29 protein-coding genes and 4 pseudogenes are annotated in these 22,753 nt (G+C 71.5%); 17 read left to right on the top strand and 16 right to left on the bottom strand.

Annotated features, from left to right (window positions below):
* Window positions 1–9: 9 nt before the first annotated feature.
* Window positions 10–306 carry a DUF2716 domain-containing protein gene (locus tag AB0873_RS09865; RefSeq protein ID WP_366599292.1) on the top strand — a complete coding sequence of 99 codons (297 nt, stop codon included), beginning with the start codon at window positions 10–12 and terminating at the stop codon, window positions 304–306.
* Here the strand turns inward: AB0873_RS09865 and AB0873_RS09860 are convergent.
* Window positions 288–800 (bottom strand): STM3941 family protein, encoded by a 513-nt coding sequence (locus AB0873_RS09860; RefSeq protein WP_366599317.1) that lies wholly within the window; start codon window positions 798–800, stop codon window positions 288–290. The genes AB0873_RS09865 and AB0873_RS09860 overlap by 19 nt on opposite strands.
* Before the next feature lie 42 nt (window positions 801–842).
* On the opposite strand from AB0873_RS09860, the pseudogene AB0873_RS09855 reads away from it, so the two are divergent.
* Both AB0873_RS09855 and AB0873_RS09850 read left to right on the top strand, forming a co-directional pair.
* Window positions 843–1,066, top strand: a pseudogene (locus AB0873_RS09855) (alpha/beta hydrolase); the annotation flags it as partial.
* A 67-nt stretch (window positions 1,067–1,133) separates the two neighbouring features.
* Complete coding sequence (locus AB0873_RS09850; RefSeq protein WP_366599291.1) at window positions 1,134–1,667, top strand: hypothetical protein; 534 nt, start codon at window positions 1,134–1,136, stop codon at window positions 1,665–1,667.
* Between the two features lie 149 nt (window positions 1,668–1,816).
* Here the strand turns inward: AB0873_RS09850 and AB0873_RS09845 are convergent, their stop codons facing one another.
* From AB0873_RS09845 to AB0873_RS09830, 4 genes are all read right to left on the bottom strand, one after another.
* A complete protein-coding gene (locus tag AB0873_RS09845; RefSeq protein ID WP_155332377.1) occupies window positions 1,817–2,176 on the bottom strand; it encodes a hypothetical protein in 360 nt (119 codons plus the stop codon).
* Between the two features lie 88 nt (window positions 2,177–2,264).
* Window positions 2,265–3,242, bottom strand: coding sequence for an NAD(P)-dependent alcohol dehydrogenase (locus AB0873_RS09840; RefSeq protein ID WP_366599289.1), 978 nt, complete (start codon window positions 3,240–3,242; stop codon window positions 2,265–2,267).
* A complete protein-coding gene (locus tag AB0873_RS09835) occupies window positions 3,239–3,466 on the bottom strand; it encodes a helix-turn-helix transcriptional regulator (protein WP_155332375.1) in 228 nt (75 codons plus the stop codon). Before AB0873_RS09835 ends, AB0873_RS09840 begins: the two co-directional genes overlap by 4 nt.
* Window positions 3,460–3,702, bottom strand: a complete 243-nt coding sequence (locus AB0873_RS09830) for a hypothetical protein (protein ID WP_366599287.1) — start codon at window positions 3,700–3,702, stop codon at window positions 3,460–3,462. The genes AB0873_RS09835 and AB0873_RS09830 overlap by 7 nt, the downstream gene beginning before the upstream one ends.
* A gap of 145 nt (window positions 3,703–3,847) precedes the next feature.
* Here AB0873_RS09830 and AB0873_RS09825 point away from each other — a divergent pair, with 145 nt between their 5' ends.
* A complete protein-coding gene (locus AB0873_RS09825) occupies window positions 3,848–4,552 on the top strand; it encodes a VOC family protein (protein WP_366599285.1) in 705 nt (234 codons plus the stop codon).
* A gap of 204 nt (window positions 4,553–4,756) precedes the next feature.
* Here AB0873_RS09825 and AB0873_RS09820 read toward each other — a convergent pair whose 3' ends face one another.
* The 3 genes from AB0873_RS09820 to AB0873_RS09810 form a co-directional block, all read right to left on the bottom strand.
* A complete protein-coding gene (locus tag AB0873_RS09820) occupies window positions 4,757–5,194 on the bottom strand; it encodes a hypothetical protein (RefSeq protein ID WP_366599283.1) in 438 nt (145 codons plus the stop codon).
* A 125-nt stretch (window positions 5,195–5,319) separates the two neighbouring features.
* A complete protein-coding gene (locus AB0873_RS09815) occupies window positions 5,320–5,850 on the bottom strand; it encodes an RNA polymerase sigma factor (RefSeq protein WP_366599281.1) in 531 nt (176 codons plus the stop codon).
* 138 nt (window positions 5,851–5,988) lie between these two features.
* Window positions 5,989–6,981: a DMT family transporter gene (locus AB0873_RS09810; protein WP_366599279.1), complete on the bottom strand. Its 993-nt coding sequence runs from the start codon at window positions 6,979–6,981 to the stop codon at window positions 5,989–5,991.
* 81 nt (window positions 6,982–7,062) lie between these two features.
* Here AB0873_RS09810 and AB0873_RS09805 point away from each other — a divergent pair, with 81 nt between their 5' ends.
* Window positions 7,063–7,962, top strand: coding sequence for a LysR family transcriptional regulator (locus AB0873_RS09805; RefSeq protein ID WP_366599278.1), 900 nt, complete (start codon window positions 7,063–7,065; stop codon window positions 7,960–7,962).
* Between the two features lie 54 nt (window positions 7,963–8,016).
* On the opposite strand, the gene AB0873_RS09800 is transcribed toward AB0873_RS09805, so the two are convergent.
* Window positions 8,017–8,898: a transglutaminase domain-containing protein gene (locus AB0873_RS09800; RefSeq protein WP_366599276.1), complete on the bottom strand. Its 882-nt coding sequence runs from the start codon at window positions 8,896–8,898 to the stop codon at window positions 8,017–8,019.
* A 749-nt stretch (window positions 8,899–9,647) separates the two neighbouring features.
* Between AB0873_RS09800 and AB0873_RS09795 the strand changes: the two genes are divergently transcribed.
* From AB0873_RS09795 to AB0873_RS09785, 3 genes and pseudogenes are all read left to right on the top strand, one after another.
* Window positions 9,648–10,658 (top strand): serine protease, encoded by a 1,011-nt coding sequence (locus AB0873_RS09795; RefSeq protein ID WP_155332368.1) that lies wholly within the window; start codon window positions 9,648–9,650, stop codon window positions 10,656–10,658.
* A 174-nt stretch (window positions 10,659–10,832) separates the two neighbouring features.
* Window positions 10,833–11,243, top strand: a pseudogene (locus tag AB0873_RS09790) (histidine kinase dimerization/phosphoacceptor domain-containing protein); the annotation flags it as partial.
* Window positions 11,244–11,308: 65 nt separating this feature from the next.
* Window positions 11,309–11,889: pseudogene (locus AB0873_RS09785) on the top strand (response regulator transcription factor); the annotation flags it as partial.
* Between the two features lie 4 nt (window positions 11,890–11,893).
* Here the strand turns inward: AB0873_RS09785 and AB0873_RS09780 are convergent.
* The 4 genes from AB0873_RS09780 to AB0873_RS09765 all read right to left on the bottom strand — a co-directional run bounded on the left by AB0873_RS09780 (window position 11,894) and on the right by AB0873_RS09765 (window position 13,859).
* The gene (locus tag AB0873_RS09780) at window positions 11,894–11,959 is read right to left on the bottom strand and encodes a hypothetical protein (RefSeq protein ID WP_366599316.1); all 66 of its coding nucleotides are present in this window, start codon (window positions 11,957–11,959) and stop codon (window positions 11,894–11,896) included.
* Window positions 11,947–12,204 (bottom strand): hypothetical protein, encoded by a 258-nt coding sequence (locus AB0873_RS09775; RefSeq protein ID WP_366599319.1) that lies wholly within the window; start codon window positions 12,202–12,204, stop codon window positions 11,947–11,949. Before AB0873_RS09775 ends, AB0873_RS09780 begins: the two co-directional genes overlap by 13 nt.
* A gap of 172 nt (window positions 12,205–12,376) precedes the next feature.
* Window positions 12,377–13,192, bottom strand: coding sequence for a class F sortase (locus AB0873_RS09770; protein ID WP_366599274.1), 816 nt, complete (start codon window positions 13,190–13,192; stop codon window positions 12,377–12,379).
* On the bottom strand, window positions 13,176–13,859 hold the full coding sequence (locus AB0873_RS09765) for a hypothetical protein (RefSeq protein ID WP_366599272.1): 684 nt from the start codon (window positions 13,857–13,859) through the stop codon (window positions 13,176–13,178). The genes AB0873_RS09770 and AB0873_RS09765 overlap by 17 nt, the downstream gene beginning before the upstream one ends.
* 207 nt (window positions 13,860–14,066) lie before the next feature.
* Here AB0873_RS09765 and AB0873_RS09760 point away from each other — a divergent pair, with 207 nt between their 5' ends.
* The gene (locus AB0873_RS09760; protein WP_366599270.1) at window positions 14,067–14,885 is read left to right on the top strand and encodes a class I SAM-dependent methyltransferase; all 819 of its coding nucleotides are present in this window, start codon (window positions 14,067–14,069) and stop codon (window positions 14,883–14,885) included.
* Here AB0873_RS09760 and AB0873_RS09755 read toward each other — a convergent pair.
* Entirely contained in the window at window positions 14,848–15,486 is a 639-nt protein-coding gene (locus tag AB0873_RS09755; protein ID WP_366599268.1) for a GNAT family N-acetyltransferase, read from the bottom strand. The genes AB0873_RS09760 and AB0873_RS09755 overlap by 38 nt on opposite strands.
* A 139-nt stretch (window positions 15,487–15,625) precedes the next feature.
* Between AB0873_RS09755 and AB0873_RS09750 the strand changes: the two genes are divergently transcribed.
* The 3 genes from AB0873_RS09750 to AB0873_RS09740 are packed head-to-tail and all read left to right on the top strand — an operon-like array spanning window position 15,626 to window position 16,898.
* The gene (locus AB0873_RS09750) at window positions 15,626–16,081 is read left to right on the top strand and encodes an SRPBCC family protein (RefSeq protein WP_366599266.1); all 456 of its coding nucleotides are present in this window, start codon (window positions 15,626–15,628) and stop codon (window positions 16,079–16,081) included.
* Window positions 16,078–16,440 (top strand): metalloregulator ArsR/SmtB family transcription factor, encoded by a 363-nt coding sequence (locus AB0873_RS09745; protein WP_366599264.1) that lies wholly within the window; start codon window positions 16,078–16,080, stop codon window positions 16,438–16,440. Before AB0873_RS09750 ends, AB0873_RS09745 begins: the two co-directional genes overlap by 4 nt.
* Before the next feature lie 14 nt (window positions 16,441–16,454).
* On the top strand, window positions 16,455–16,898 hold the full coding sequence (locus tag AB0873_RS09740; protein WP_366599262.1) for an SRPBCC domain-containing protein: 444 nt from the start codon (window positions 16,455–16,457) through the stop codon (window positions 16,896–16,898).
* A 19-nt stretch (window positions 16,899–16,917) separates the two neighbouring features.
* On the opposite strand, the gene AB0873_RS09735 is transcribed toward AB0873_RS09740, so the two are convergent.
* Window positions 16,918–17,355, bottom strand: coding sequence for a VOC family protein (locus AB0873_RS09735; protein ID WP_366599260.1), 438 nt, complete (start codon window positions 17,353–17,355; stop codon window positions 16,918–16,920).
* Window positions 17,356–17,481: 126 nt separating this feature from the next.
* On the opposite strand from AB0873_RS09735, the gene AB0873_RS09730 reads away from it, so the two are divergent.
* From AB0873_RS09730 to AB0873_RS09710, 5 genes and pseudogenes are all read left to right on the top strand, one after another.
* The gene (locus AB0873_RS09730; RefSeq protein ID WP_366599258.1) at window positions 17,482–18,441 is read left to right on the top strand and encodes a YafY family protein; all 960 of its coding nucleotides are present in this window, start codon (window positions 17,482–17,484) and stop codon (window positions 18,439–18,441) included.
* Window positions 18,442–18,668: 227 nt separating this feature from the next.
* A complete protein-coding gene (locus tag AB0873_RS09725; protein WP_366599256.1) occupies window positions 18,669–19,391 on the top strand; it encodes a DUF1223 domain-containing protein in 723 nt (240 codons plus the stop codon).
* Entirely contained in the window at window positions 19,388–20,284 is an 897-nt protein-coding gene (locus AB0873_RS09720) for a redoxin (protein WP_366599254.1), read from the top strand. The genes AB0873_RS09725 and AB0873_RS09720 overlap by 4 nt, the downstream gene beginning before the upstream one ends.
* A gap of 42 nt (window positions 20,285–20,326) precedes the next feature.
* The gene (msrA, locus tag AB0873_RS09715) at window positions 20,327–20,845 is read left to right on the top strand and encodes a peptide-methionine (S)-S-oxide reductase MsrA (protein WP_155332352.1); all 519 of its coding nucleotides are present in this window, start codon (window positions 20,327–20,329) and stop codon (window positions 20,843–20,845) included.
* A 48-nt stretch (window positions 20,846–20,893) separates the two neighbouring features.
* Window positions 20,894–21,308, top strand: a pseudogene (locus AB0873_RS09710) (epoxide hydrolase N-terminal domain-containing protein); the annotation flags it as partial.
* A 446-nt stretch (window positions 21,309–21,754) separates the two neighbouring features.
* Here the strand turns inward: AB0873_RS09710 and AB0873_RS09705 are convergent.
* A complete protein-coding gene (locus AB0873_RS09705; RefSeq protein WP_155332350.1) occupies window positions 21,755–22,753 on the bottom strand; it encodes a hypothetical protein in 999 nt (332 codons plus the stop codon).

Here is a 22,753-nt window from a genome sequence, read left to right as displayed (position 1 = left end):
GCGGGCGTCGTGTCCACCGCCTGGCACACGCCGCACCACCCGCGCTGCCGTATCCTGGAGCTTCTTGACCCGCCAGGGCGGCCAGGCTGGCCGTTGTCGCCGTATCCCGACGGGGACTATCACATCCACCTGTCGGAGGACTTCCGGTTCGGCTCCTTCGGACATCCGTGGGAGTCGTCGCTGTGCATCTTCGGTGCTGAGCTGCTCGACGCGATCGCCGCCGTTCGCCGATCGCTACCGGGCTCGTGGTGGGAGGTCTGTACGTTGCCTGCGTCGCGGTGGCGTGGTCAATGGGTGGACGCCTGAAGCTCGGGGTTATGCCGGCGCATCTCGTCGATGAGCGCCTCCAGCGAGTACGGCAGGGCGGACTCTGGCACGTTGACCGGCGGGAAGCCGGATGCATAGTTCATCCGCAGGAGGGCGCGGCGGACGAACCCGGCTCGGGCAATCACCGCATTCGGGTCATGCGGCAGGACCGCCAGCATTCGTTGCCTCCCGACGGAGTGGATCTTCACGAGGCCGATCTCGCGCCAACCGAGCCGGCCAGCCGAGGCCAATGACGCCCGGTCGGTGATGCCCTCCGCGTCGACCTGCAGGGTCGGTCGCCGATAGGCCAGTTCGAGGAGGAAATAGACGCCGGCCAGGCCGAAGAACGCAATGCCGACCACCGCGACGACAATGCCGACGAATCCACCGAGCGAGGCATCAATGATCCACAGACTCGCTAACACGAAGGCGGCGGAGGCGAGCAACAGAAGCAGCAGCGTCGATCGGGAAGCGTAAACGCGGACCGTTTCCACGACGAGAGCGTACTGCCGTCCAACCATGACGCCGTCACGTGCGGACTTCGCGCCGCCCACGACGGCACGCCTCCCACGTCACCGTCCTCGGGCACAGTCACGGCTCGACCGTCCTGGTAGAGGCGGCCAGCACCGGTGACGGCCTCGCCGCAGACGACATGATCGCCGTCGGCAGCCCCGGCATGCGCGTCGACGACGCCAGCGAGACACAGGTGTGGGCCGGAGCCGCAGCCGACGACACCTTGGTCGCCCGGCCCGAGGAGCACGCCACCTGGCTCACCGGCCTGCCTATCGTTGGCCCGTTCTGGCCGTACTCGACCACGGGGAAACGCCATGACCCTCCACCACCGGGCGGCTTGGCGGCATGCTGCCGCCCTCACAGCCGTACTGATGATCCTCACCGCCTGCACCAGTGGCGGCATCTCGCGCGGAAAGGACGACCCCTTGCAGACCAGAGCCACCGCCGAGGTGAAAGGCCTGGCCGAGGCTCGTGCTCAGGCCGTCGCCACCACCGTCGGCATCCCGCTGAATGACTGGCGGACCAACACCTCGCCCTGCGTAGGCCAGCGAGGCGAGATCGCCGACGACGGCCGCTGGACGTTGAGCGGCTTCGCCGGGATACCCGTCGCCCCAGCCGACCAGATCACCACGCTGCACCGGATCCGAGACATGTGGCGGCGGCAAGGCTACGAAGTGACCGAAGACCGCATCTTCGCCGACGGCACCCGAGGCGCAGTCTCCATGCGGGACCCCGGAACAGGGATCACGGTCAGCCTCACCACCACGAGGAGCCGAGACAGCATCGCCTTGATCCTGGCCAGCGACTGCTACCTGCCCGCAGCCGGAGAGGACCCTGCCAACGCCTGAGCCAGCCGCCACTCAGCGAGAACCATCACCCGTCGGGGAGCTGACCCCGGTGCGACCCCAACGGACCGCAACTGCGCCGGCGGGCGTGGCGCGCCTGGCGACGGTGGTCGGCCTGACCCGGTGGGCGTGCCGTGTCGGGGATGGTTGGCCTACTGGCCGAACGTGGAACGCAGGTTCTCGTTGATCAGGAAGTTGAGGCGCTTGCGCAGGTGACCGAGGAGCGACGGGTCCGGTAGCGGCTCGACGACCAGGAGCGTCCAGCGCAGCTGGGTTCCGTAGATTCCGTCGAACGCCAGGTGGAAATGCACCTCGGCGTCTGGCCGCCGTGGCCACAGCGACGACCAGACGACCAGGTGCGGGTGCTCGGCGCGTAGGACCCGGGGTGCCTGTTCGTCGTCGAGCAGCCGCAGCCAGGGACGCCGTGGATCGCGGTCGGGCGTGGTGAGTGCCTCGAAGACGGCGGCCGGTGGGGGCGGCTGGTTACGCATGCGGCTACCGGCCTCGAGCATGCCTCAGCGTAGCGGCGCGTCGGGCAGCGCTGATCAGCGCGGCGGTGTGGGGCTTCCGGGCCGCACCAGGCCGGCGACGACCAGCAGGTCAGATGGTGACGACGACCTTCCCGGCCGGGTGCCCCTCCCTGAGGTGCCGGATGGCGTGCGCTGCCTCGGCGAGGGGATAGGTGCGGTCGACCGCCGGGGTCAGTGCACCGGCTTCGATGAGCTCCCGCAGCGTGTCCAGGTCCTCGGTCCGCTCCATGGCGCTCACGCTGCGCAGCCGCTGGCCGACGAAGAGGGACAGCAGCGGCGCGCGGACCATCTGCCGGTCGTAGCCACTGAGCAGCGGGCCCTTGGTGTACGCGCCGCCGACCAGCGCCAGCGTCCCGCGCGGGGTGAGGGCACGGCGCAGGAGTGAGAATGGCCGGTCACCGCCGGTGTCGATGACCACGTCGTAGACCGGGCCGTCACGGTCGATCTCCTCGCGCGTGTAGTCGAGGACGTCGTCGGCGCCGAGGGAGCGTACGACGTCGGCCCTGGCCGGGGCGCAGACGCCGGTCACTGTCGCGCCGTACGCCTTGGCGATCTGCACGGCGTGGGACCCGACGCCGCCCGACGCGCCGATCACCAGCACCCGGTGCCCCGGGCGCACCTCGCCGCTGTCGCGGACCGCGCGCAGCGCCGTCATCCCGGAGACGGGCACCGCGGCGGCCTGCGCGAACGACAGGTTGGCCGGCTTGCGGGCCAGCCGCCGCTCCGGCGTGCTGGTGAACTCGGCGTACGAGCCGCGCAGGGAGGTGCCGTACACCTCGTCGCCCGGCCGGAACCGGGTCACCCGGGCGCCGACCGCGGTCACCACCCCGGCCAGGTCCCGGCCGCGCACCGGCACCCGGGGCCGGCGCAACCCGCTGGCCAGCCGCGCCAGGTAGGGGCGGCCGGTCATGAAGATCCACACCCCGGGGTCGACCCCGGCCGCGCGGACCTGGACGAGGACGTCCCCGTCGCCGATGGTCGGCCGGTCGACGTCGCGGAGTCGGAGCACGTCCGCCGGGCCGTAGGTGTCCTGGACGATGGCCTTCACGGTGCCGCCTCCTCGGGGTACTGGAACACGTCGTCGAGCCGCACGTCGAACACGTGGGCGATCCGGAACGCCATCTCCAGCGAGGGCGAGTAGCGGCCCTGCTCGATGGCGATGACGGTCTGCCGGGTCACGCCGATCCGCTCGGCGAGCTCGGCCTGGGTCATCTCGTCGTGCGCGAAGCGCAGTGCGCGGATGCTGTTCGTGACGCGGGTCGGCTTCACCACTGCGGGACGCGCACGTCCTTGGCGCGGGACGCCCGGGGGTTCACCACGCCCATCCCGATCTCGGCCACGATGTTCGCGACGATGGCGCCGCCGACCGTCCACAGCAGAACGCCGGCGTTGGGGGTGGCGGCGAGCGGCCCGCCGTCGACCCGGCTCAGGACGACGGCCACGTAGACGGCGTACCCGACTGCGCTGACGACCAGCATGGTCCAGGCGCGTTTCTCGTCGTGCGTCATGACCGACTCCCATGTAAAGCATCCTTGACATGGTCAGAGTAAAGCGTCTTTGACGCCGTGTCTAGAAACTTTTACATGCGCGGGGAGCCCCGGTGACCGGCGTTATTGGCTTGTTGCCCTGCTGGCCCGTGCCTACCGTGAGGCGATGACCTCGAGGCTGCTGTCGGTGACCTTCGATGCCCGCGACCCGGCTCGCCTGGCGGAGTTCTGGGCCGGCATGCTCGGCCGGGAGGTCGTCGAGGACGCCGATGGTGCGCTCCTGCCCGGCGACGACACCCAGCTCAGCCTCCGGTTCGCGTCGAGCCGCGCGGAGCTGGTGCGGCCGAACCGCATGCACCTGCACCTGACCAGCGACAGCCCCGCCGACCAGCAGCACCGGGTGGCGACGGCGCTGCGGCTCGGTGGCGGTCACCTCGACGTCGGGCAGCGCCCCGATGAGGGGCACGTCGTCCTGGCCGACCCCGAAGGCTACGAGTTCTGCGTGATCGCACCCGGCAACAACTTCCTCGCCGGGTGCGGCCCGCTCGGCGAACTCGCCTGCGACGGCACCCGGGAGGTCGGCCTCTTCTGGCGCGACGCGCTGGGCTGGCCGCTGGTGTGGGACCAGGACCAGGAGACCGCGATCCAGTCACCGCACGGTGGCACGAAGGTCGCCTGGGGTGGTCCGCCGGTGGCTCCGAAGAAGGGGAGGAACCGGCAGCGATTCGACCTCGCCGTGGCCGGTGGCGACCAGCGGGCGGAGGTCGAGCGGCTGGTCTCCCTCGGGGCCACTCGGCTGGAGGTCGATGAGGACGGCGCCGTCGTGCTGGCCGACCCCGACGGCAACGAGTTCTGCCTGAGAGACAACTGATCGCCCGGGTCAACCGGAACGCCTCAGTGGTCGACCACGTCGCTGAACATGACCGCCGCAGCTCCTATCGCATCCCAGAATCCCCGTGCCCACTCTACGTAGCGTTTGATTGCACTCATCAGGAAGCCCAACTGGCCCTGATCCGTGTGCGTGTAGATAAATGCGTGACGGGGGAGGAGATGCTGTCTCCCCCGTCACGCATTTTCACCGGCGCGCAGGTGCCACGAACATGCCGACCGAGCCGCACGTCTGCGCCGCGTCCTTGAACTGGTCTCCGTCAACCACGTAGACCACCGCACCCCACGCCGGGGTGGTCGAGGGCTCCGTCCCAGGCGTCGGGCCTGCCGTTGCCCGCTTCACACACCCGTACAGGTGCGTCGGCGCATCACCCCCGAACACCTTCTCCCACCCTCGTCGGCAGGCGTCGACGGGCGTTTCGCCCGCCCGAGCCGGCACCTCACCCATGCCGCGCAGGCCGGCGGTCGCGCAGAGGAAGGCGTCGGCGTTGGCGGGCAGTGCCTCCGACGGCGCTGTCGGTGCGCCATAGCCGCCGATCGCAGCCGTCGCCCCGCCGGCAAGAAGCGTGCCGAGCACCACCGCCGCGCCTACCGTCACCGCCCGCCGCTTGGATCGCTGCTCCACCGCAGGTCGGGGTGTCTCCAGGAGGCGAGCCAGCAATGCCGAACCAGGTGCGGTACGAACAAAGTCGGGCCGGACGTCAGGACGAGCTCCCGCGATGCGGGCACCGGTTGACTTGCGGTCCAGCTTCACACCTGCCCCCTCGCGTAGATGGTGAACGTCTTGTCCAGCGCTGGTTGCTGATCCTGTTGTTCGCCGGCCTCGTACACGCGCTCGAACCTGCGGCGGGCGCGGTGCAGACGCACCGCCAAGGTGGCGGTTGTGCAGCCGAGCACCTTGGCCGCTTCCTTGCTGTTCAGGTCGTACCAGTAACGCAACAGGAGCACCTCTCGGTCCGGCTCTGGCAGCTCCTGCAGCGCAGCGGCAACGCGGGTCCGTTCGTCGACGACGGCCTCCATGCCGGCGACGCGCGGCTCACCGATCCCCTCAAGCCTGGTCTGCAGGGCAGCGTGCGTGGCGCTGAGCCGGCGATGCTCAAGCATCAGACGACGCGCGACGCCGAACAGCCAGGGACGCTCCTCGCCGGGCCTGACCGCCGGCAGTCGACGCCAGGCTACGAGGAAGACGTCGGCGACAAGGTCGTGCGCGTCATCCGTGCCGAGGCGATCGCAGACGTAGGCGTAGATGTCGTTGCCATGACGGTGGAACAGCTCGGTCAAGCGTTGTCGTTCCGCCGCTGACCGCTCAGCATCTGGCACCGGTCCTCCAAGTGGTGATCTGACACTAGTACTTGTCGGCACGGGCGTGTTTGCTTACCGCTTCGCGCAAGATTCAGCGGCTTCTCTTCAGGCCTGGCGTCAGCGGCGCGTCGCGAGCACCACGCCGGTCAGGCAGAGCGCGCCGCCCAGCAGGGCGAGTGGCGCCGGCACCTCGTCCAGCAGCAGCCACGACAGCAGGACGGTCACCGGCGGTGCCAGGTAGGTGGCGGCGGTGGTGCGCCCCGCGGTCCAGCGGGACAGGACGTAGCCCCAGGCGAGGAAGCCGACCGCGGTCGGGAAGACGCCCAGGTAGAGCATGCCGAGGGTGGCCGCCGGCGGGGCGGTGGCGAGCTGTCCGAGGAACGTGGGGGCGAACGGCAGCAGCGCCGCGGTCCCGGCCAGCGCGCCGAGCCAGGTCATCGTCACGGCGTCCACCCGCGCCAGCAGGCGCTTCTGGAGCAGGACGCCGAAGGCGTACAGCAGGGCGGCGAGCACGGCGAGGGCGACGCCGACCTTGTCGGCGTGCCCGGTGAAGCCGCTGGCCGCGATCAGGGCGACGCCGGCGAAGGCGATCGCCACGCCGGCGCCGAGCCGGCCGGTGAGCCGCTCGCCCAGGACGAGGACCGCGGCCACCGCGACGAGGATCGGCGCGAACGCCACCAGCAGTGCCGCCGTCCCGGCGTCGACCAGCCGTTCGGCGGCGTTGAGCGCCACGTTGTACCCGCCGAACCAGGCCACGCCCCACAGCGCGATGAGCCCCAGGGTGCCGCCACGGGGCAGAGCGGCCCGGCGGGGCGCCGGGCCGTGCGGCTCCGGCGCGGCGTGCGGAGGACGGGCGCGTCGCAGCCCGGCGGTGAAGGCCACGAACGCGCTCAGCGCGACGGAGGCCGCCGCCATGCGGCCCAGCGCCAGGGCGCCGGGGGAGTAGTCGTGCCCGACGAAGCGGATTCCGACGAACGCCGACGCCCACAGGAACACCGTCGTCCCGGCGGCGACGAGGGTGGGCCAGGACCGGGGGTACGCCGCGCGGGCGCGGTCGCCCTCGGTGGCGTCCGGCCGGAGCGGGGCGGCGGTGAGCTGCGCAGGCGTCATGGGGCGATTCTCGTGCGCCCGAATGTTCAGCACCAGCGACTGTTTCTTCACAACTGTTTAGCAAGGCTTTATCGTCGTGCTGTGCTCGACGTCCACCGCCTCCGTGTCTTCCGCTCCGTCGTCGCGTCCGGCTCCGTCCAGGCGGCCGCCGCCAACCTGGGCTACACCCCGTCCGCCGTCAGCCAGCACCTCACCGCCCTCCAGCGCGAGACCGGCCTCACCCTCCTCGCCCGAGCGGGGCGGGGCCTGCGGCCCACCGCCGCCGGGCACGCCCTCGCCGCCGAGGCGGACCGGGTGCTCCTCCGCCTCGGGGCGGCCGAGTCGCTGATCGCGGACCTGCGCGCCGGCCGCACCGGCGCACTGTCCATCGCGTACTTCGCGTCGGTGGGCGCGGCGTGGATGCCGCTCGTGGTGCGGCGTGTCCTCACCGACCTTCCCGGTGTCCGGCTCGACCTGGAACTGCGCGAACACATTCCGGACAGCCGGGAGGAACGCGCCGACGTGCAGGTGGTCGTGGCGGCCGCCGGGTTCGACCCCGGGTCCGGCTTCACCGCCCACCACCTCCTCGACGACCCGTACGTGGCCGTGCTGCCCGCCGGGCACCGCCTCGCCGGGCAGGGGGAGGTGGACCTGGCCGACCTCGCCGACGAGCGCTGGGTCGACAACGACTTCGCCCGCGGCTGGTGCCGCGCCAACCTCATCGAGGCCTGCACCGCCGCCGGCTTCAACCCGGTTTTCCGGGTCGAGGCGCACGACTACCCGACGGCGCTCGCCTTCGTCGCGGCCGGCATCGGCCTCACGGTGCTCCCCGCGCTCGGCGCGGCTCACCTGCCCGACGGCGTGAGCTGCGTCCGGCTGGTCCGTCCGACGCCGATCCGGTCGATCCACGTGGTGGTCCACGACGCGGTCGAGCACAGACCGGCGGTGCGGACGGCGGTCGCCGCGCTGCGGGAGGCCGCCACCTCCGGGTACGCGACGTAGACCGCTCTCCCCGGATGAGCCGCCACGGGAGTGGGCCGGCGCCGGTCGGCCGATCTACCCTCGGCGCAGGTCCACTGTGGTGAAGACGCCGGTGACGGGGGAGACGCTGCGGATCTCGGGTTCGGGGCGTAGGCGGGCATCGGCCGCGTACCGGTCGGTGAGCGCCTTCTCCGCGGCCTCGTCGCCGTCGTCCGCGGCCAGCAGCAGCGCGGCGATCTCGTCGGCGAGCGCGAGATCAGCGGCCGCGATGTCGCCGGTCATCGCGCCGAAGTCGTCCCACAGCAGCAACTCGTCCTTCTGCCGGTGCGCGAGTTCGTGCAGGACGTAGTTGTAGATGAACCAGGCGCCGCGGAGCGTCGGCAGCCCTCTGTCCACGCCGTAGGCGTCGGGATCGATCGTCCCGGCCCGGTACGCCGACCACACCCGCGCCGCCGAGTCGAACAGCCCGGCCCCCGGGTCGATGTCGTAGCCGTTGAACTGCCACTCACCGGCCGGGTCGAGTTCCGGGTCGGCCCAGACCCAGCGCTCGCCGTCCCAGAACTCCAGAAGCACGTGGTCGTGATGCCAGCCGGGTGTGAAGTAGGAGGCGAAGCCGACCCGGCTGCGGGCGGGGATGCCGTGCTGGCGCAGCACGGCGATCGAGAAGAGCGTGTGGTCCCGGCAGCAGCCCGCGACGCGGTCGGCGGCCGGCCGCGCGGCGGTGAGCGGCAGTGGACAGCGGGACTGGTCGGTGTCGAGGATGCGGTCCACCCAGCGGCGGTTCACCTCGTCCATCCGATCTGCGGGCAGATCCACGCCACCGACACGGTAGTGGACGATCACGTTGCGGGCGGTCGCCGCGACGTCGGCGATGTCTGCGGGCACGGCGTCGAGGAGGCGATGGTGCTGCCGGGGGGCGCTGTAGGGGGAGTGCGTCCGGTAGTCGTCGATGTCCATGCGGTGAGCCTCCCCCATCACATCGTGTGAGAGTCAAGACGGCGGGCCGACCGTCATGGGGCGGCAGGGATTCGCGCAGCGGCAGGCCGACCACGGCGAAGGCGATCGTCGACAGGGCCGCCAGTGCCAGGGCGACGAAGGCCAGGATGCCGCGCGCCGGCGTCGACGGACGGGCACCGGTCGGGCGCGGGGGTCGGGGCTGATCGGATGCGGTCGTCGGGATCCTGACTCCCCAATTGCCCGCATTGTGACTGTGGCTGGCGAAATCCCTGTCCTGCTTGCCTCGGGCTACGAATGCCGGGGCCATTCAGTACGCGAGGAAGCGCGCCTTCGCGGTGCCTCTGTGCGTCGCGTCACGTGGCTGCGGAGTGGGCGGAAGATCGTCCACCGGGATTAGGGTCCGCAGTGACAATGGGATTGTCGCCGGTTGTTCATTCGGATTCGCATGCTGCCCTTGACTTCCGGGTTGCGATCACCGCCAAGCGCCCATATTGCCTGGCCACAACCCTCGCAACAGCGAGGGGACTTGCGTCGACATCAACCTGCCGGCATCGCAACTCCCACCCGCCGACAGTGAAGGACGTTCTCCGGCGGAGGCCGCGGAATTGCGGCGCTGGGATTTGCGCACCGTTTTCGATCGCCCGGTGACGGTGTCAATTATCTGCCATTGGATCACGTTGCGCCGAATGCAATTCAGTCGATACGTTGCGGTGGCCCAATCGGGGGCACGAGGAAAATAGGAGGGGCACTTGAAATCAACCCTGCGATGGTCCGCAACGGCCAGCCTGGCACTCGCGCTGGTCGTGACCGGACCGACGGCCGCCGAGGCCAAGCCGACCACGACCGACAAGAACGGCAACACCACCACGGTCGCCCGCACCAGCGACGGTCGCGCGATCACCAACGCGAAGATCGCCAAGGAGGTGACCGCGTTCTGGACGCCGGAGCGCATGGCCAACGCCGTCGACCTGGACATCGCGAAGCGCCCCGGCGCCACCGAGTCCTCCGACCGGGTGGCGAAGCCCGTCGGGCCGGCGGGCGCGGTCGCGCCGGTGAAGCCGAGCGTCGCCAGCACCGGCGACATCAGCATCCAGCTCAACGAGTCGGCGGTCGTCGGCAAGGTCTACTTCACCACCCCGTCCGGCGGTACCGCCTCCTGCTCGGCGAGCGCCGTCGCCAGCGGCAAGCGCCGACTCGTCATGACCGCGGGTCACTGCGTGCACCAGGGCCGCGGCGGGCAGTGGTACCGCAACTGGCAGTTCGTTCCGCGCTACCGCCACGGCGCGCGGCCGTTCGGCACGTTCGTGGCCTACCAGCTCACGACCCGCACCGCGTGGATCAACAACAACAGCTACGACGAGGACATGGGCATCGCCATCATGCACAACGGCGGTAACTGGGGCCTCAAGGTCGTCGACACGGTCGGCGGCCACGGTCTGCGCTGGAACTGGGGCTACAACATTCCCCTGATCACCGCCCTCGGCTACCCGTCGAACCTCGGCGGCGGCGAGGTCCAGTGGTACTGCCAGAGCGGCACCTGGCACGCGGGCGGCCAGCAGATCCGGATGTGGTGCAACATGACCTACGGCTCCAGCGGCGGACCCTGGCTGCAGGAGTACAACGACCAGAACGGCCTCGGGTACATCAACAGCGTCGTGAGCCACGGCGACAACCCGGGCAACGGGCAGTTCGACGGCCCGTACTTCGACAACGACATCAAGAGCCTCTACGACTTCGCGGAGGGTCTGTCCCCGGCGTGACCCACGTGCACACCGGAGCCCCGGCCCCACGGCCGGGGCTCCTCACGTGCGCGGAGGCGTCGTCGGCGCGGGTCCACAGTGGTGGAGACGCGGCCAGGTGCAGGCCACCGGGGGCCTGGCGGCCCGGCGGTTTCGGCGTTCTTCCCGGCGTCGCAGGACGTTGGGCTTCGGCGCATGGTGACGTGGCGCCGCGATGGCCGGGTGGCGAACACCGCGCTGGTGGTCGTGGTCGGCCTGGTCGCGTTCATCGGCCTGGTGGTGCAGTCGCGTGGCATCGACACCGCCACCGAATGGCTGGCGCTGCTGGCTGTGCTGGCCGTCGCCTTCGCCGTCGCGGACAGCTACACCAGGACCGCCGACAGCGCGACGCTGCTGCACGCCGGCTGGCTCGTCGCGGTCATCGTCGGCGTGACCCGCAACCGCCGGGCGTACCTCGCCGAGGTGCAGGCCCGGGTGCTCGCGGCGGAGCAGAGCAAGGAGGCGGAGGCCCGGCGCCGGGCGACCGACGAGCGGTTGCGCATCGCCCGCGAGCTGCACGACGTGCTCGGCCACCACCTCTCGCTGATCAACGTGCAGGCCAGTGCCGCGCTGCACCGCCCGGACCCCACCGTGGTGGTCCGCGCCCGGCCCGACCGCGACGACGTGTTGGTGAGGTGGTCGGCGAGGCCGCCGACGGTGCCGAGGCGGTGCGGCTCGCCCGACACCTGGGGCCGGACGTCGTCCTCATGGACATCCGCATGCCCGGACTGGACGGCCTGGCCGCCACCCGGGAGATCACCGCGACCTCCGAGGTCCGCGTGATCATCCTGACCACGTTCGACCTGGCGACTACGTCTACGGCGCGCTACGGGCGGGCGCGAGCGGCTTCCTGGTCAAGGACACCGAGCCGACGGAGCTGATCCACGGGGTGCGGGTGGTGGCGCGCGGTGACGCGCTGATCGCGCCGTCGATCACCCGCCGGCTGATCTCCGAGTTCACCGCCCGGGTCACGCATCCGGACCCGGGGCCGCGGCTGAGCGCGCTCACCGAGCGGGAGCGTGAGGTGATGGCGCTGGTCGCCGCCGGCCTGTCCAACGACGAGATAGCGGCGCGCCTGGTGCTCAGCCCGGCCACCGCGAAGACGCACGTCAGCCGGATCATGACCAAGACCCAGGTCCGCGGCCGGGCCCAGTTGGTGATTCTCGCGTACGAGTCCGGCCTGACCGTTCCCGGTTGGCTCGCCCGCTCCTGACAACTCAACCGGCGCGGCGGGAACGCACCAGGGCCAGCCCACCGAGGGCCATGCCGGTCAGCCCCGCCACCAGGGCCACGGTGGCTCCGAACCGCCCGGAGCCGGTGCCGATCCGACTGGCGGGTCCAGCCCTCCGATGACCAGGCCGGCCAGCCCCAGCACGGCGGCGACGCTGGCACCGAGCCGCCCGGCGCTCATGCTGTCGACGCTGGCGGCGAACGGTTGGGTGGAGACGTGCGCGGCCGCCGGTGCGGCGGACCCGAACCCCCCGAGCAGGGCGGCTGCGGCGGCGACAAGCAGGTGACGGACGTTCATCGGAGACCCCCTCGCTCGCGTGACGACTACCGGCGGCAGCGTATGGGCGGGTGTGCTCACCAGTCGTCATGCCGGAGTTGCCGATGGGCGTACCACCTGGGTTGCGCGCGCTCCGCGCGTCGTACCACCGGGGTTGTCCTCCTGCGGCCGTCGTCCGGCGCGAGTCAGCGCCTCAGGTGGCGCGGCCGGTGGTCAGGGTCGCGAACACCACGATGTTGTCCCGGTACGACTTCGTCGCCTTGTCGTAGGCGCCACCACAGGTGATCAACCGGAGCTGCGCCTTGCCGGTGTGGCCGTAGACCTGGCTCAGCGGGAGCTTGGCCTTCGGGTAGCGGGCCACCCCGTCGACGACGAAGGTGGCCTTCTTGCCGTCCTGGCGGAGCACCTCGATGGTGTCCTTCGGTTTCAGCGCGCCCAGGCGGAAGAAGACGGCTCGTCCGCTGACCCGGGAGTCGACGTGGCCCACCACCACGGCGGTCCCCACCTCGCCGGGAGTCGGCCCCAGCTTGTACCACCCGGTTGTCCTGGGTTGGTTCAGCGGCGGGACCGCGATCTGCTGGTTCCGGTCGAGCCCGAGCGGAACCGTCGGCGCGTCGACGCCGATGCGCGGGATCTTGATGCGGGTCGGCTGGGAGCGCACCATCCCGACCACCGTCGGCGCGGGAGACGGACGGGTCGCGGCGGACCCGCGGGCACGGCGCGGCGCGCCGGGCGTCGCCCCGGTGCTCGGCGACGCGCTGGTTCCGCTCGGCGTCGGTGCTGCTGCTGCCGTGGTGGGTTGGTCCGACGGCGGTGACAGCAGGAACTCCGGTGCGGCGGCGGGATCGGGCTGCGGCGGCGGCCCGACCGGATCGGGAGCCGTGGCGGCGAGCCCGACCAGTCCTGCTCCGGTGAGGATGACAAGGACGACCAGGGAGAAGCCAGCGGCACGCCACGGGAAACCGTGGCGGCCGCTGGCGCTCCTCGCCGCCTCAGGCGGCAGTGTCATTGGCGGACCGCCGACGCAGCAGGGCGATGCCACCGAGCACGCCAACGCCCATCATGCCGGCACCGGCCGCCGTGAGGGCACCGGTGTCGGTGTCGGAGAGTGCGCCACCGTCACCGGCCGCGACCCCGGCCGTCCTCGGCAGCACCCAGGCTCCTTCCGGACCCGCGTACGCGCCGCCGGGAGCGGCGGCGGTGGCGGCGCGCTGGCCCGCCGGCGAAGCGGCCTCGACCATCCGGAGGAGGTCGCCGAGGAGGTCGACCTCCACGTCCAGCTCGACGTCGAGGTCGCGGATGCAGACGACGATGATCTTTCCGGCCTGGTTGTTGTTCGCCGCCGCCTGCGTCGCGGACAGGTCGAAGGTGACGATGCTGTCCGTGATGGTGTTGTCCTTGATGATCTGGTTGACGTTCTGCTCGTTGATCTGCTTGGTGGTCGCGCAGATGACCCCGTTGCCCTGCTTGTCCTTCAGGTCGAACGTCTTCGGCTTGTCGTCCGACTTCCGGCCGGACTTCCCGTCCGACTTCCCGTCCCACTTCTGTCCCTGGTCCGACGTCTTGCGGTCCTTGGATCCGTCGTCGTACGCGGCGAGCGCGGTGGCGGGCGTGGCGAGTAGCAGGGCGGCGCTGCCCAGCACCACGCCGCCGGCGAGCTTGGTCAGAAAACTCATCGAACTGTTCCTCACTCTCTCGTGGTGGCTCTGGAGGACGAGCCACGTCGAACGTTAAGCGGATTCATCCGAAAGCAGAGGAACTTCCAGGTTTCGTAACATCTAAGGGGTGAGAGGCAATAAGTAGTTAATTCGTGTTGTTTGGGGGATACCCGCCCTCTCTGTCCCGTCTGGGCGGTGGCGCGCCGCCATCGGTAGGGTCCACCCATGACGGCGCCACGGGAGCAGCGGCGGGTGTTCGGCGAGGTCGCCGACGCCTACGACGACGTCCGGCCGGGCTACCCGGCGGAGATCCTGGACCTGATCACCGCGTACGCGGGCCGGGCGCCGAGGACCGTGGCGGAGTCGGGCGCGGGGACGGGCAAGGGCACTGCGCTGCTGCGTGGCCTCGGCGTACCGCTGACCTGCGTCGAACCCGACCCGGCGATGGCCGCGCTGCTGACCCGCCGCTTCGACGGCGACGACCTGGTGTCGGTGGTGGTCAGCCGGTTCGAGGACTGGACCCCGCCGCCGGGCGTAGTCGACCTGCTGGCCAGCGCGCAGGCCTGGCACTGGGTCGACCGAACCCGGCGCAGCCGCCTGGCCGCCGAGGCGCTGGCGCCGGGCGGGGTGCTCGCGGTCTTCGGGCACGACTTCGGCTTCGTCGACGCACGACTGCGGGCGGAGCTGGACGCGGTGTACCTGCAGCACGCGCCGGAGATCGCCGACCAGCCCGGACGGCCGGTCAACACCCGCCACCCGGGCGTGTTCCACCCGGACGAACTGCGTGGTTCGCCGTGGTTCACCGACGTCGAGGAGCAGCGGGTCGTGACGGTGGTGCCGTACGACACCGCCCGCTACCTCACCCTACTGTCCACCTTCTCCCCGCACCGGATGCTGCCCGAGCAGCAGCGGTCCCGCCTGCACCGCGCCCTGGCCGACCTCGTCGACGCGCGCGGCGGCGTCGTCGAGCAGAGGTTGACCACCGGGCTGTGCCTGGCGCGCCGGGTCAGCCGATGTCCGCCCGCTCGCGGTCTCCGGGGTTGAGGGCCTGCCACATCTCGCGGGTCATCTCGTACTCGACCTCACCCAGCTCGCTCCCCGGCAGCGGGTCGTCCCAGGACGGGAAGTACGTGCGCACGTACCGCATGCCGACGGCCTCCAGCACGCCCCGGGAGCCGGCGTTCACGGCCATGGTCTGCGCGATCACCCGGCGCTGCCCGACGGTGTCGAAGGCGTGCCGCAGGAGCGTGCGGGACGCCTCGCTGGCCAGGCCCCGCCGCCAGCAGCGGCGGAGGATGCGGTAACCCAGGTCGCTGACCGTGGGGTCGTCCGGCTGGTCGGGGCCGTGCGCCGGCGGGAGCATCATCAGCCCGACGAAGTCGCCCTCGTCCTCGCTGGCCGGCGGCGTCGAGCCGCGCGCCCCGCCGTCGGTGCCGAACGCCGTCCAGTAGCCCAGGCCGTCCACCGTGTCGGCGAGGGCCATCCGCTGCGCGTGTGACGCGACCACCTCGTCCCGGGACCGCGCCCGGCCGTAGAGGTAGCGCAGCACCTCCGGGTCGGAGTCGAGCTGGACCTCCAGCTCCAGGTGCCGGTCGGCGAGGGGGACGAGCAGCAGGCGGTCGGTGCGCAAGATCGGCTGAGGCACCCGGCAACGATCGCACGACGCGTCGGGTGCGGCGATCCGATTAGGCGGTGGCCGATGCTCACCGAGCAACCATCGGTTGCGTTAGGTCGGCGGATCGGCTAGCGTGATGCGCAACCAAACGTTGCGAAAGGTGGCCGGTATGGAGTACGGAACGATCGAGCGGGAGATCCACATCGACGCCTCACCCGAGGTCGTCTTCGACGTGGTGAGCAGTCCCGAGCACCTGCGCGAGTGGTGGCCGGACGAGGCCGAGTACCCGGCCGTGCCCGGCGGAGCGGGGCGGATCTGCTTCGGGGACCCCGCGCAGGGCGGCACCTGGGTGCAGTTCACCGTCGTCGACGCCGTGCCGCCGCGGCTCTTCTCCTTCCGGTGGACCCACGCGGAGGGGGAGACCGCCGCCCAGGGCAACTCGTTCCTGGTCGTCTTCGAGCTCGAACCCCACGGCGACGGGACGCTCCTGCGGATGACCGAGAGCGGCTTCCGCGAGCGCGGCTGGGACGAGGCCAAGGTCGCCGCCGAGTACGCCGACCACGTCAGCGGCTGGGACCACTTCCTGTCGCGGCTGCCGGCGTACGCCGCGAAGGTCGCGGCATGAGCGTGCTGGTGGACGACGACCTCTGGTCGGCGGTCGGCGACCCGACCCGCCGCCGGATGCTCGACCTGCTGCTGAGCGAGGGCAGCGGGACGGCGACCAGCCTGAGCGAGCACCTGCCGGTGACCCGGCAGGCGGTGGCGAAGCACCTCGCCGTCCTCGACCGCGTCGGCCTGGTGCGCGCCACAGCCGCCGGCCGCGAGAGGCAGTTCCGGGTCGACCAGGCCCAGCTCACCCGCGCCGTCGCCCAGCTCACCGACGTCGGCGCCGCCTGGGACCGCCGCCTGCGGCGCATCAAGCGCATCGCCGAGACGATCCAGCGTGACACGGAAAAGACCGACGAGACCGGGAAGAACGAGTAGACAGGATCACGGAGATGGCAGACATCCTTCACCGCATCGGCGTCGAACGCTCCTCACCGGAGCAGGTGTACGCCGCGCTCACCACCCTGGACGGCCTGTCCGGCTGGTGGACCGAGAAGACGTCGGGACAGCCGGACCTCGGCGGTGTGATCGAGTTCCGGTTCCGGCCGGGCGGGTTCGACATGAAGGTCGCCCAGCTCGATCCGGGCCGCCTCGTCCGCTGGAACGTCGTGGACGGCCCGGAGGAGTGGATCGGCACCAGCATCCAGTGGGACCTCCGCCAGGACGGCGAGTACACGATCGTGCTGTTCCGGCACGAGGGCTGGCGTGAGCCGGTCGAGTTCATGAACCACTGCAGCACCAAGTGGGGCACCTACCTGATGAGCCTCAAGCAGCTCCTCGAGACCGGGGAAGGCGCCCCCGACCCGCGCGACGTGCGGATCAGCGACTGGCACTGACCCGCCGCCGCGCGTCGGGTCAGTCGAGGCAGAACTCGTTGCCCTCGGGATCGGCCATCACGATGTGGCCGGTCCCGAGCGGGGGAGCGGGCTCGTGGCGCTCGAGCCGGGTGGCGCCGTGAGAGACCAGCCGCGCGGCCTCCGCCTCCAGGGCCGCCATCCGCGCGTCGCCCGCGAGCCCGGGCGCGGCCCGCACGTCGAGGTGTACGCGGTTCTTGGCCTGCTTGCCCTCCGGCACGCGCTGGAAGAACAGCCGTGGCCGGGCGCCCTCGGGGTCGACCAACGCCGAGGCGTCGTTGCGCCGCTCCGGCGGCACGCCCATCGCCTCCAGTGCCTGGTCCCACGACTCGAAGCCGTCGGGAGCGCGCTGCACCTGGTAGCCGAGGGCCTCGGCCCAGAACGCGGCCAAGCCGGCCGGGTCGGCGCAGTCGAAAGTGATCTGGACGTCGCGGGCCATCTCAGCTCGCCTCCTGTCAGGTCTGTCGGTCAGTGTGCAGGTAAAGGTCGCGGAGCAGGTACACCAGCCCCAGCCTGCCCGCCATAGCGGACAGGATCATTCCTAGATCGGTGCAACGATGGACCGGTGACCGTCGAGCGGACGACCGAGCGGGTGCTGCGACTGCTGGCGCTGCTGCAGCGGCGGCCGTCGTGGACCGCCTCCGCGCTCGCCGCACAGCTGGGGGTCACCGACCGCTCGGTGCGCCGCGACGTGGAGCGGCTGCGGGCGCTCGGCTACCCGGTGCACGCGACGGCGGGCGTCGGCGGCGGCTACCGGCTCGGCGCGGGCACCCGGCTGCCGCCGCTGCTCCTCGACGACGAGGAGGCAATCGCGACGGCGGTCTCCCTGCGGCTGGCGTCCGGAGGCACGGTCGCCGGGGCGGGCGAGGCGGCGCTGCGCGCGCTCGCGAAGCTCGACCAGGTGATGCCGTCCCGCCTGCGCGCCGAGGTGCGGGCGGTGCACGGGGCCACCGACACCCTGGTCGGCCCCGGGGTCGAGATCGACGCGGAGCTGCTGGTGACACTCGCGCGGGCCTGCCGCGACACCGTGCGGGTGCGGTTCCGGTACGCCGGACGCGACGGCGGGGAGCGCGAGCGCACCGTCGAACCGGTGCGGATGGTCACCACCGGCCGCCGCTGGTACCTGATGGCCCGGGACGTCGACCACGACGACTGGCGCACCTTCCGGCTGGACCGGATGCGCGAGGTGGCGGCGACGACCTGGCGCTTCCGGCCGCGGGAGCATCCGGACCCGGTCGCGTACGTGCACCGGTCCGTGACCGAGGCGCCGTACCGGTATCTCGGCCGGGTCCGGGTGCACGCCCCGCCTGACCGCGTACGGGAGTTCGTGCCGCCCCAGGTGGGGCGCGTCGAGGACGACCGCGACGGGTGGTGCGTGCTCGTCCTCGGTGGGGACGACCTGGACTGGCTCGCCGTGCACGTGGCCCGGCTGGGCTTCGACGCGGAGGTGCTGGAGCCGCCCGAACTGCGCGAGGCCGCCGGCCGGCTCGCCCGCCGCCTCTCGGCGATGGCCGAAACCGGCTGACGACCGTCGCCGGCGCCCCGAGCTGCGTGAGCAGCCGGGCGGCGAGCTCGTCGGTGACGGCGGCGGGGCGTAGGACTTCAGGTCCTGGTCGCACTCCTTCCACCTGGCCGCCTTCCGGCCGGAGCCGAACTGTGACAGCGACCGCGGTCCGCCGGCGCGGGCGCATGGTCCCGGGTGGAAGGGGAAGGCCAAGGTCGTCAGGAGGAGGGACCTGAGGAGGTTGCGCCATGACGGACACATCGCGCAGCGGGGCGGGTAGCGCCCAGGCCGGCTTCGCCGTGGTGGAGTTGTTCACCTCCCAGGGCTGCAACAGCTGTCCTCCGGCCGAGTCGGCGCTGTCCGAGATCGACCGCGACGCCCGGGAACGGGGGCGACCCGTGTACGCCCTCGGCTTCCACGTCGACTACTGGGACCACCTGGGCTGGCCCGACCCCTTCGGCGCCGCCGCGTACACCCGCCGGCAGGAGGACTACGCGCGGGCCTTCGGCTCGGGCGGGCTGTACACGCCGCAGATGATCGTCAACGGCACCACCGAGTTCGTCGGCTCCGACCGCCGGCAGGCCTCGGACGCCATCGCGTACGCCCTGAAGACGCCGGCCGTCACGCCGGTCACGCTGTCGGTGGCGGCCGCCGACGGGGGCGGCGGGCGCCGGGTGACGGTCGACTACCAGGTCGACCGGCCGCCGCAGCGAGGGATGGTGAACGTCGCCGTCGTCGAACGGGGCCTGGAGAACGACGTCCCCCGGGGTGAGAACGCCGGGCGGAGGCTGCGGCAGGACGCCGTGGTGCGCGCCTTCACGGCGGCGAGACTGGACACCGGGGGCGGACGGGTCGAACTCGACGTGCCGGCGGATCTCGACCCGGGACGCGCCATGGTGGTCGGCTACGTGCAGAACGACGGTGACCGGGCCATCGTCGGCGCAACGGCCGTCGACCTGGCAGCCGGATGAGGCAGATGGCCCTGCAACTTCCTCCCATCACCGTCGAGCGGTGGGTCAACTCGCCGCCGCTGACCCCCGACGACCTGCGCGGCCGGGTGGTCCTGGTCGACATCTGGGAGTACACCTGCGTCAACTGGATCCGCACCGCGCCCTACGTCAAGGCGTGGCACCGCGACTACGCGGACCTGGGCCTGACCGTCATCGGTGTGCACGCCCCCGAGTTCGAGTTCGGCCGGGACGCCGCGAACATCGACCGGGCGGTCCGGGACCACGGCCTCACCTATCCCGTCGCCCTCGACAACGACTTCACGTTCTGGCGGATCCTCCGCAACGACGCCTGGCCGGCGAAGTACCTCTTCGACGCCGAGGGACGGCTCGTCGACCGGTGGGTCGGCGAGGGGGCGTACGAGCGGGTGGAGTCGGAGATCCGGCGGCTGCTGGAGGTCCGGGCGCCGCGTACCGGGCTGCCGCCGGTCAGCCCGGAGGCGGCGGCCTTCGCCGAGGTGGGGGAGCCCTCCTACGTCGGGATCACGCCCGAGACGTACGTCGGCGCCGACCGGGGGGTGCCGGGCACCTTCACCGTGACCGGCGACTGGCTCAGCGGCGGCGAGTACGTCGAACTCGTCAGCGGCACCGGTGAACTCGCCCTGCCCTTCAACGCCGGCGAGGTGAACCTCGTCGTCGACCCGGGACCCACCGGCCGGGCGGAGGTCCGGGTGCTGCTCGACGGCGAGCCGATCGGCGGCGAGCGCGGCGCCGACGTCGACGCGGACGGCGTCGCGCACCTCGACCGGGCGGCCATGGTCCGGCTCGTCGACGGCGCGTCCCGGGACGACCACCTGCTGGGCCTCGTCACCGGCCAATCCGGCTTCCGCGCGTACGTCTTCACGTTCGGCCCGTAGGGCCGGTCCTGACGTGGTAAGCAACGGACGGGGAGGGGAGCGATGACCGACACGACGGAGAAGGCGATCCTGGCCGGTGGCTGCTTCTGGGGGATGCAGGATCTCATCCGGAAACGCCCCGGCGTGGTCGACACCAGGGTCGGCTACACCGGCGGGGACGTCCCGAACGCTACGTACTACAACCACGGTTCCCACGCCGAGGCGATCGAGATCGTCTACGACCCGGACAAGTTGACCTACCGGGACCTGCTCGAGTTCTTCTTCCAGGTGCACGACCCGACGACGAGGAACCGCCAGGGCAACGACGTGGGGGCGAGCTACCGGTCGGCCATCTTCTACACCGACGACCAGCAGCGGGAGATCGCCGAGGACACCATCGCCGACGTCGACGCCTCCGGCCTGTGGCCGGGCAAGGTGGTCACCGAGGTCGGCCCCGCCGGCCCCTTCTGGGAGGCCGAGCCGGAGCACCAGGACTACCTGGAGAAGCATCCCGGGGGCTACACCTGCCACTTCGTCCGGCCGGACTGGAAGCTGCCCCGGCGAGGCGAGAACCGCGGTTAGCGCCGAGCCAGGCCGTCCGCAATCAACTCGACCGAGAAGGAGAGCCACGTGGCCGTCAAGACCGAGACGCGGGCACGCGCCACCACCGACATCCGGCCGTTCACCGTAGAGGTCGCCGAGGCGGAGCCCGACGCGCTGCGCCGGCGCATCGCGGCGACGCGCTGGCCCGAGAAGCAGCCGGTCGACGACCAGTCGCAGGGGGTGCCACTGGAGACGGCCAGGCGCTCGCGCGCTACTGGGAGAAGGAGTACGACTGGCGCAAGGTCGAGGCCCGGCTGAACGCCCTGCCGAACTTCGTCACCGAGATCGACGGGCTGGACATCCATTTCATCCACGTCCGTTCGAAGCACGAGGACGCGATGCCGCTCATCGTCACGATGGGTGGCCCGGCTCGATCATCGAGCAGTTGAAGCTCGTCGGTCCGCTGACCGATCCCACGGCGCACGGCGCCGCCGCGTCGGAGGGATACCAGAGCAGCGGCAGCTCGAACATCACGCTGGGCGGTGGCGGTGGCGGTGGCGGCGGCGGTGGTGGCGGCGGTGGTGGCTGCACCGCGACGCTCTCCGCCGGCCAGCAGTGGAGCGACCGCTACAACCTCAACGTGTCGGTGTCCGGCTCCACCGCCTGGACCGTGACGATGAACGTCCCGTCGCCCGCCCGGATCATCGCGACGTGGAACATCAGCGCGAGCTATCCCAGCGCCCAGGTGCTGACCGCCCGGCCGAACGGCAACGGCAACAACTGGGGCGTGACCATCCACACAACGGCAACTGGACCTGGCCGACGGTCTCCTGCGGCACCGGCTGACCGCGCCGACCGGTGGCGCGGCGGCCGCAGCCGCCGCGCCACACCGGGGTGCGGTGGTCGGAAGCCGCCGCGCCACCCGTCGGAGGTCCCGCCCGTCGCCCGTCACGTCCAGGGTGCGGTCGGGTACCAGGGGATGATCTCGCGGCGGGCGAGCAGGCGGACGTCCCAGTACAGGAACGTGAAGGCGCCCGCGACGAGGAACGCGGCGCCGGTGATCGCCGCCAGCCGGGCCGGACGGGCCGCGAACCAGGCCTGGAGCCGGCTCCCGGCGAACCAGGCGAGCAGCAGGAACAGCACCGCCATGATGACGATGTTGCCGATCGACTGGAGGGTGAACGCCGCCGCGCCGTAGAGGGGGTTCCCGCTCTCCGCCGCGTCCCGGAACATCTGCCGGAACAGCGGGTACGGCCGTCCGATGAGGAACCCGGCGACCAGCGCGCCCATGAAGACCAGCGGGGCGTTGGGGCGGCGGCGGGAGATCCGTGCGAACGGGTCCGGCACCACCTTCAGGGCGGCCAGGCCGAGGTAGACCATGGTCAGCCCGATCAGGCCGAAGACCACCATGGACTGGATGCTGCGCGGCGACAGGGACCCGGGCGTGTTCTGCGCGGTGGAGAACTGCGGCATCGACGTCCCGACGAGACCGACGACCGCGCCGTACGCCGCGGACACGGCGACCATGCCGACGGCCAGCCAGCCCAGCGGGCGCAGCGGCGCCAGGAAGCGGCCCAGCCGGCCGCCGGGTGAGCCGGCCAGGGGAGCGATGGCGCCGAACGCGGCGATGTTGCACGCGGTGAAGGTGCCCGCGATGCCGGAGACGAACGCGAACAGCACCCCGGACACGATCCCGGTCAACGGCGTCTCGGTGGGATCGTGGCCCAGCAGCGTGTCGGCGACGTTGTGGCCGATGGTCTGATCGACGAACTCCGCCGACCAGACCACGGTCAGCAGGAAGCCGCCCAACACGCTGAGCAGGATGAGCAGCCCGCGCCGGCGCGGGACGTGGCCGTTGACGAACAGGGACGTGGCGTGGGGTGAGGCCGACAGCCGGATCGGATCGGTGGCGTCGCGGGGGCCGCTGAGCCGGTCGGTCTGGGTCAC

It is taken from the genome of Micromonospora sp. NPDC047707 (assembly GCF_040704235.1).
GTDB lineage: Bacteria > Actinomycetota > Actinomycetes > Mycobacteriales > Micromonosporaceae > Micromonospora.
Note: the sequence above shows the minus strand (reverse complement) of the source record. Positions and strands in the feature narration are given on the sequence as shown.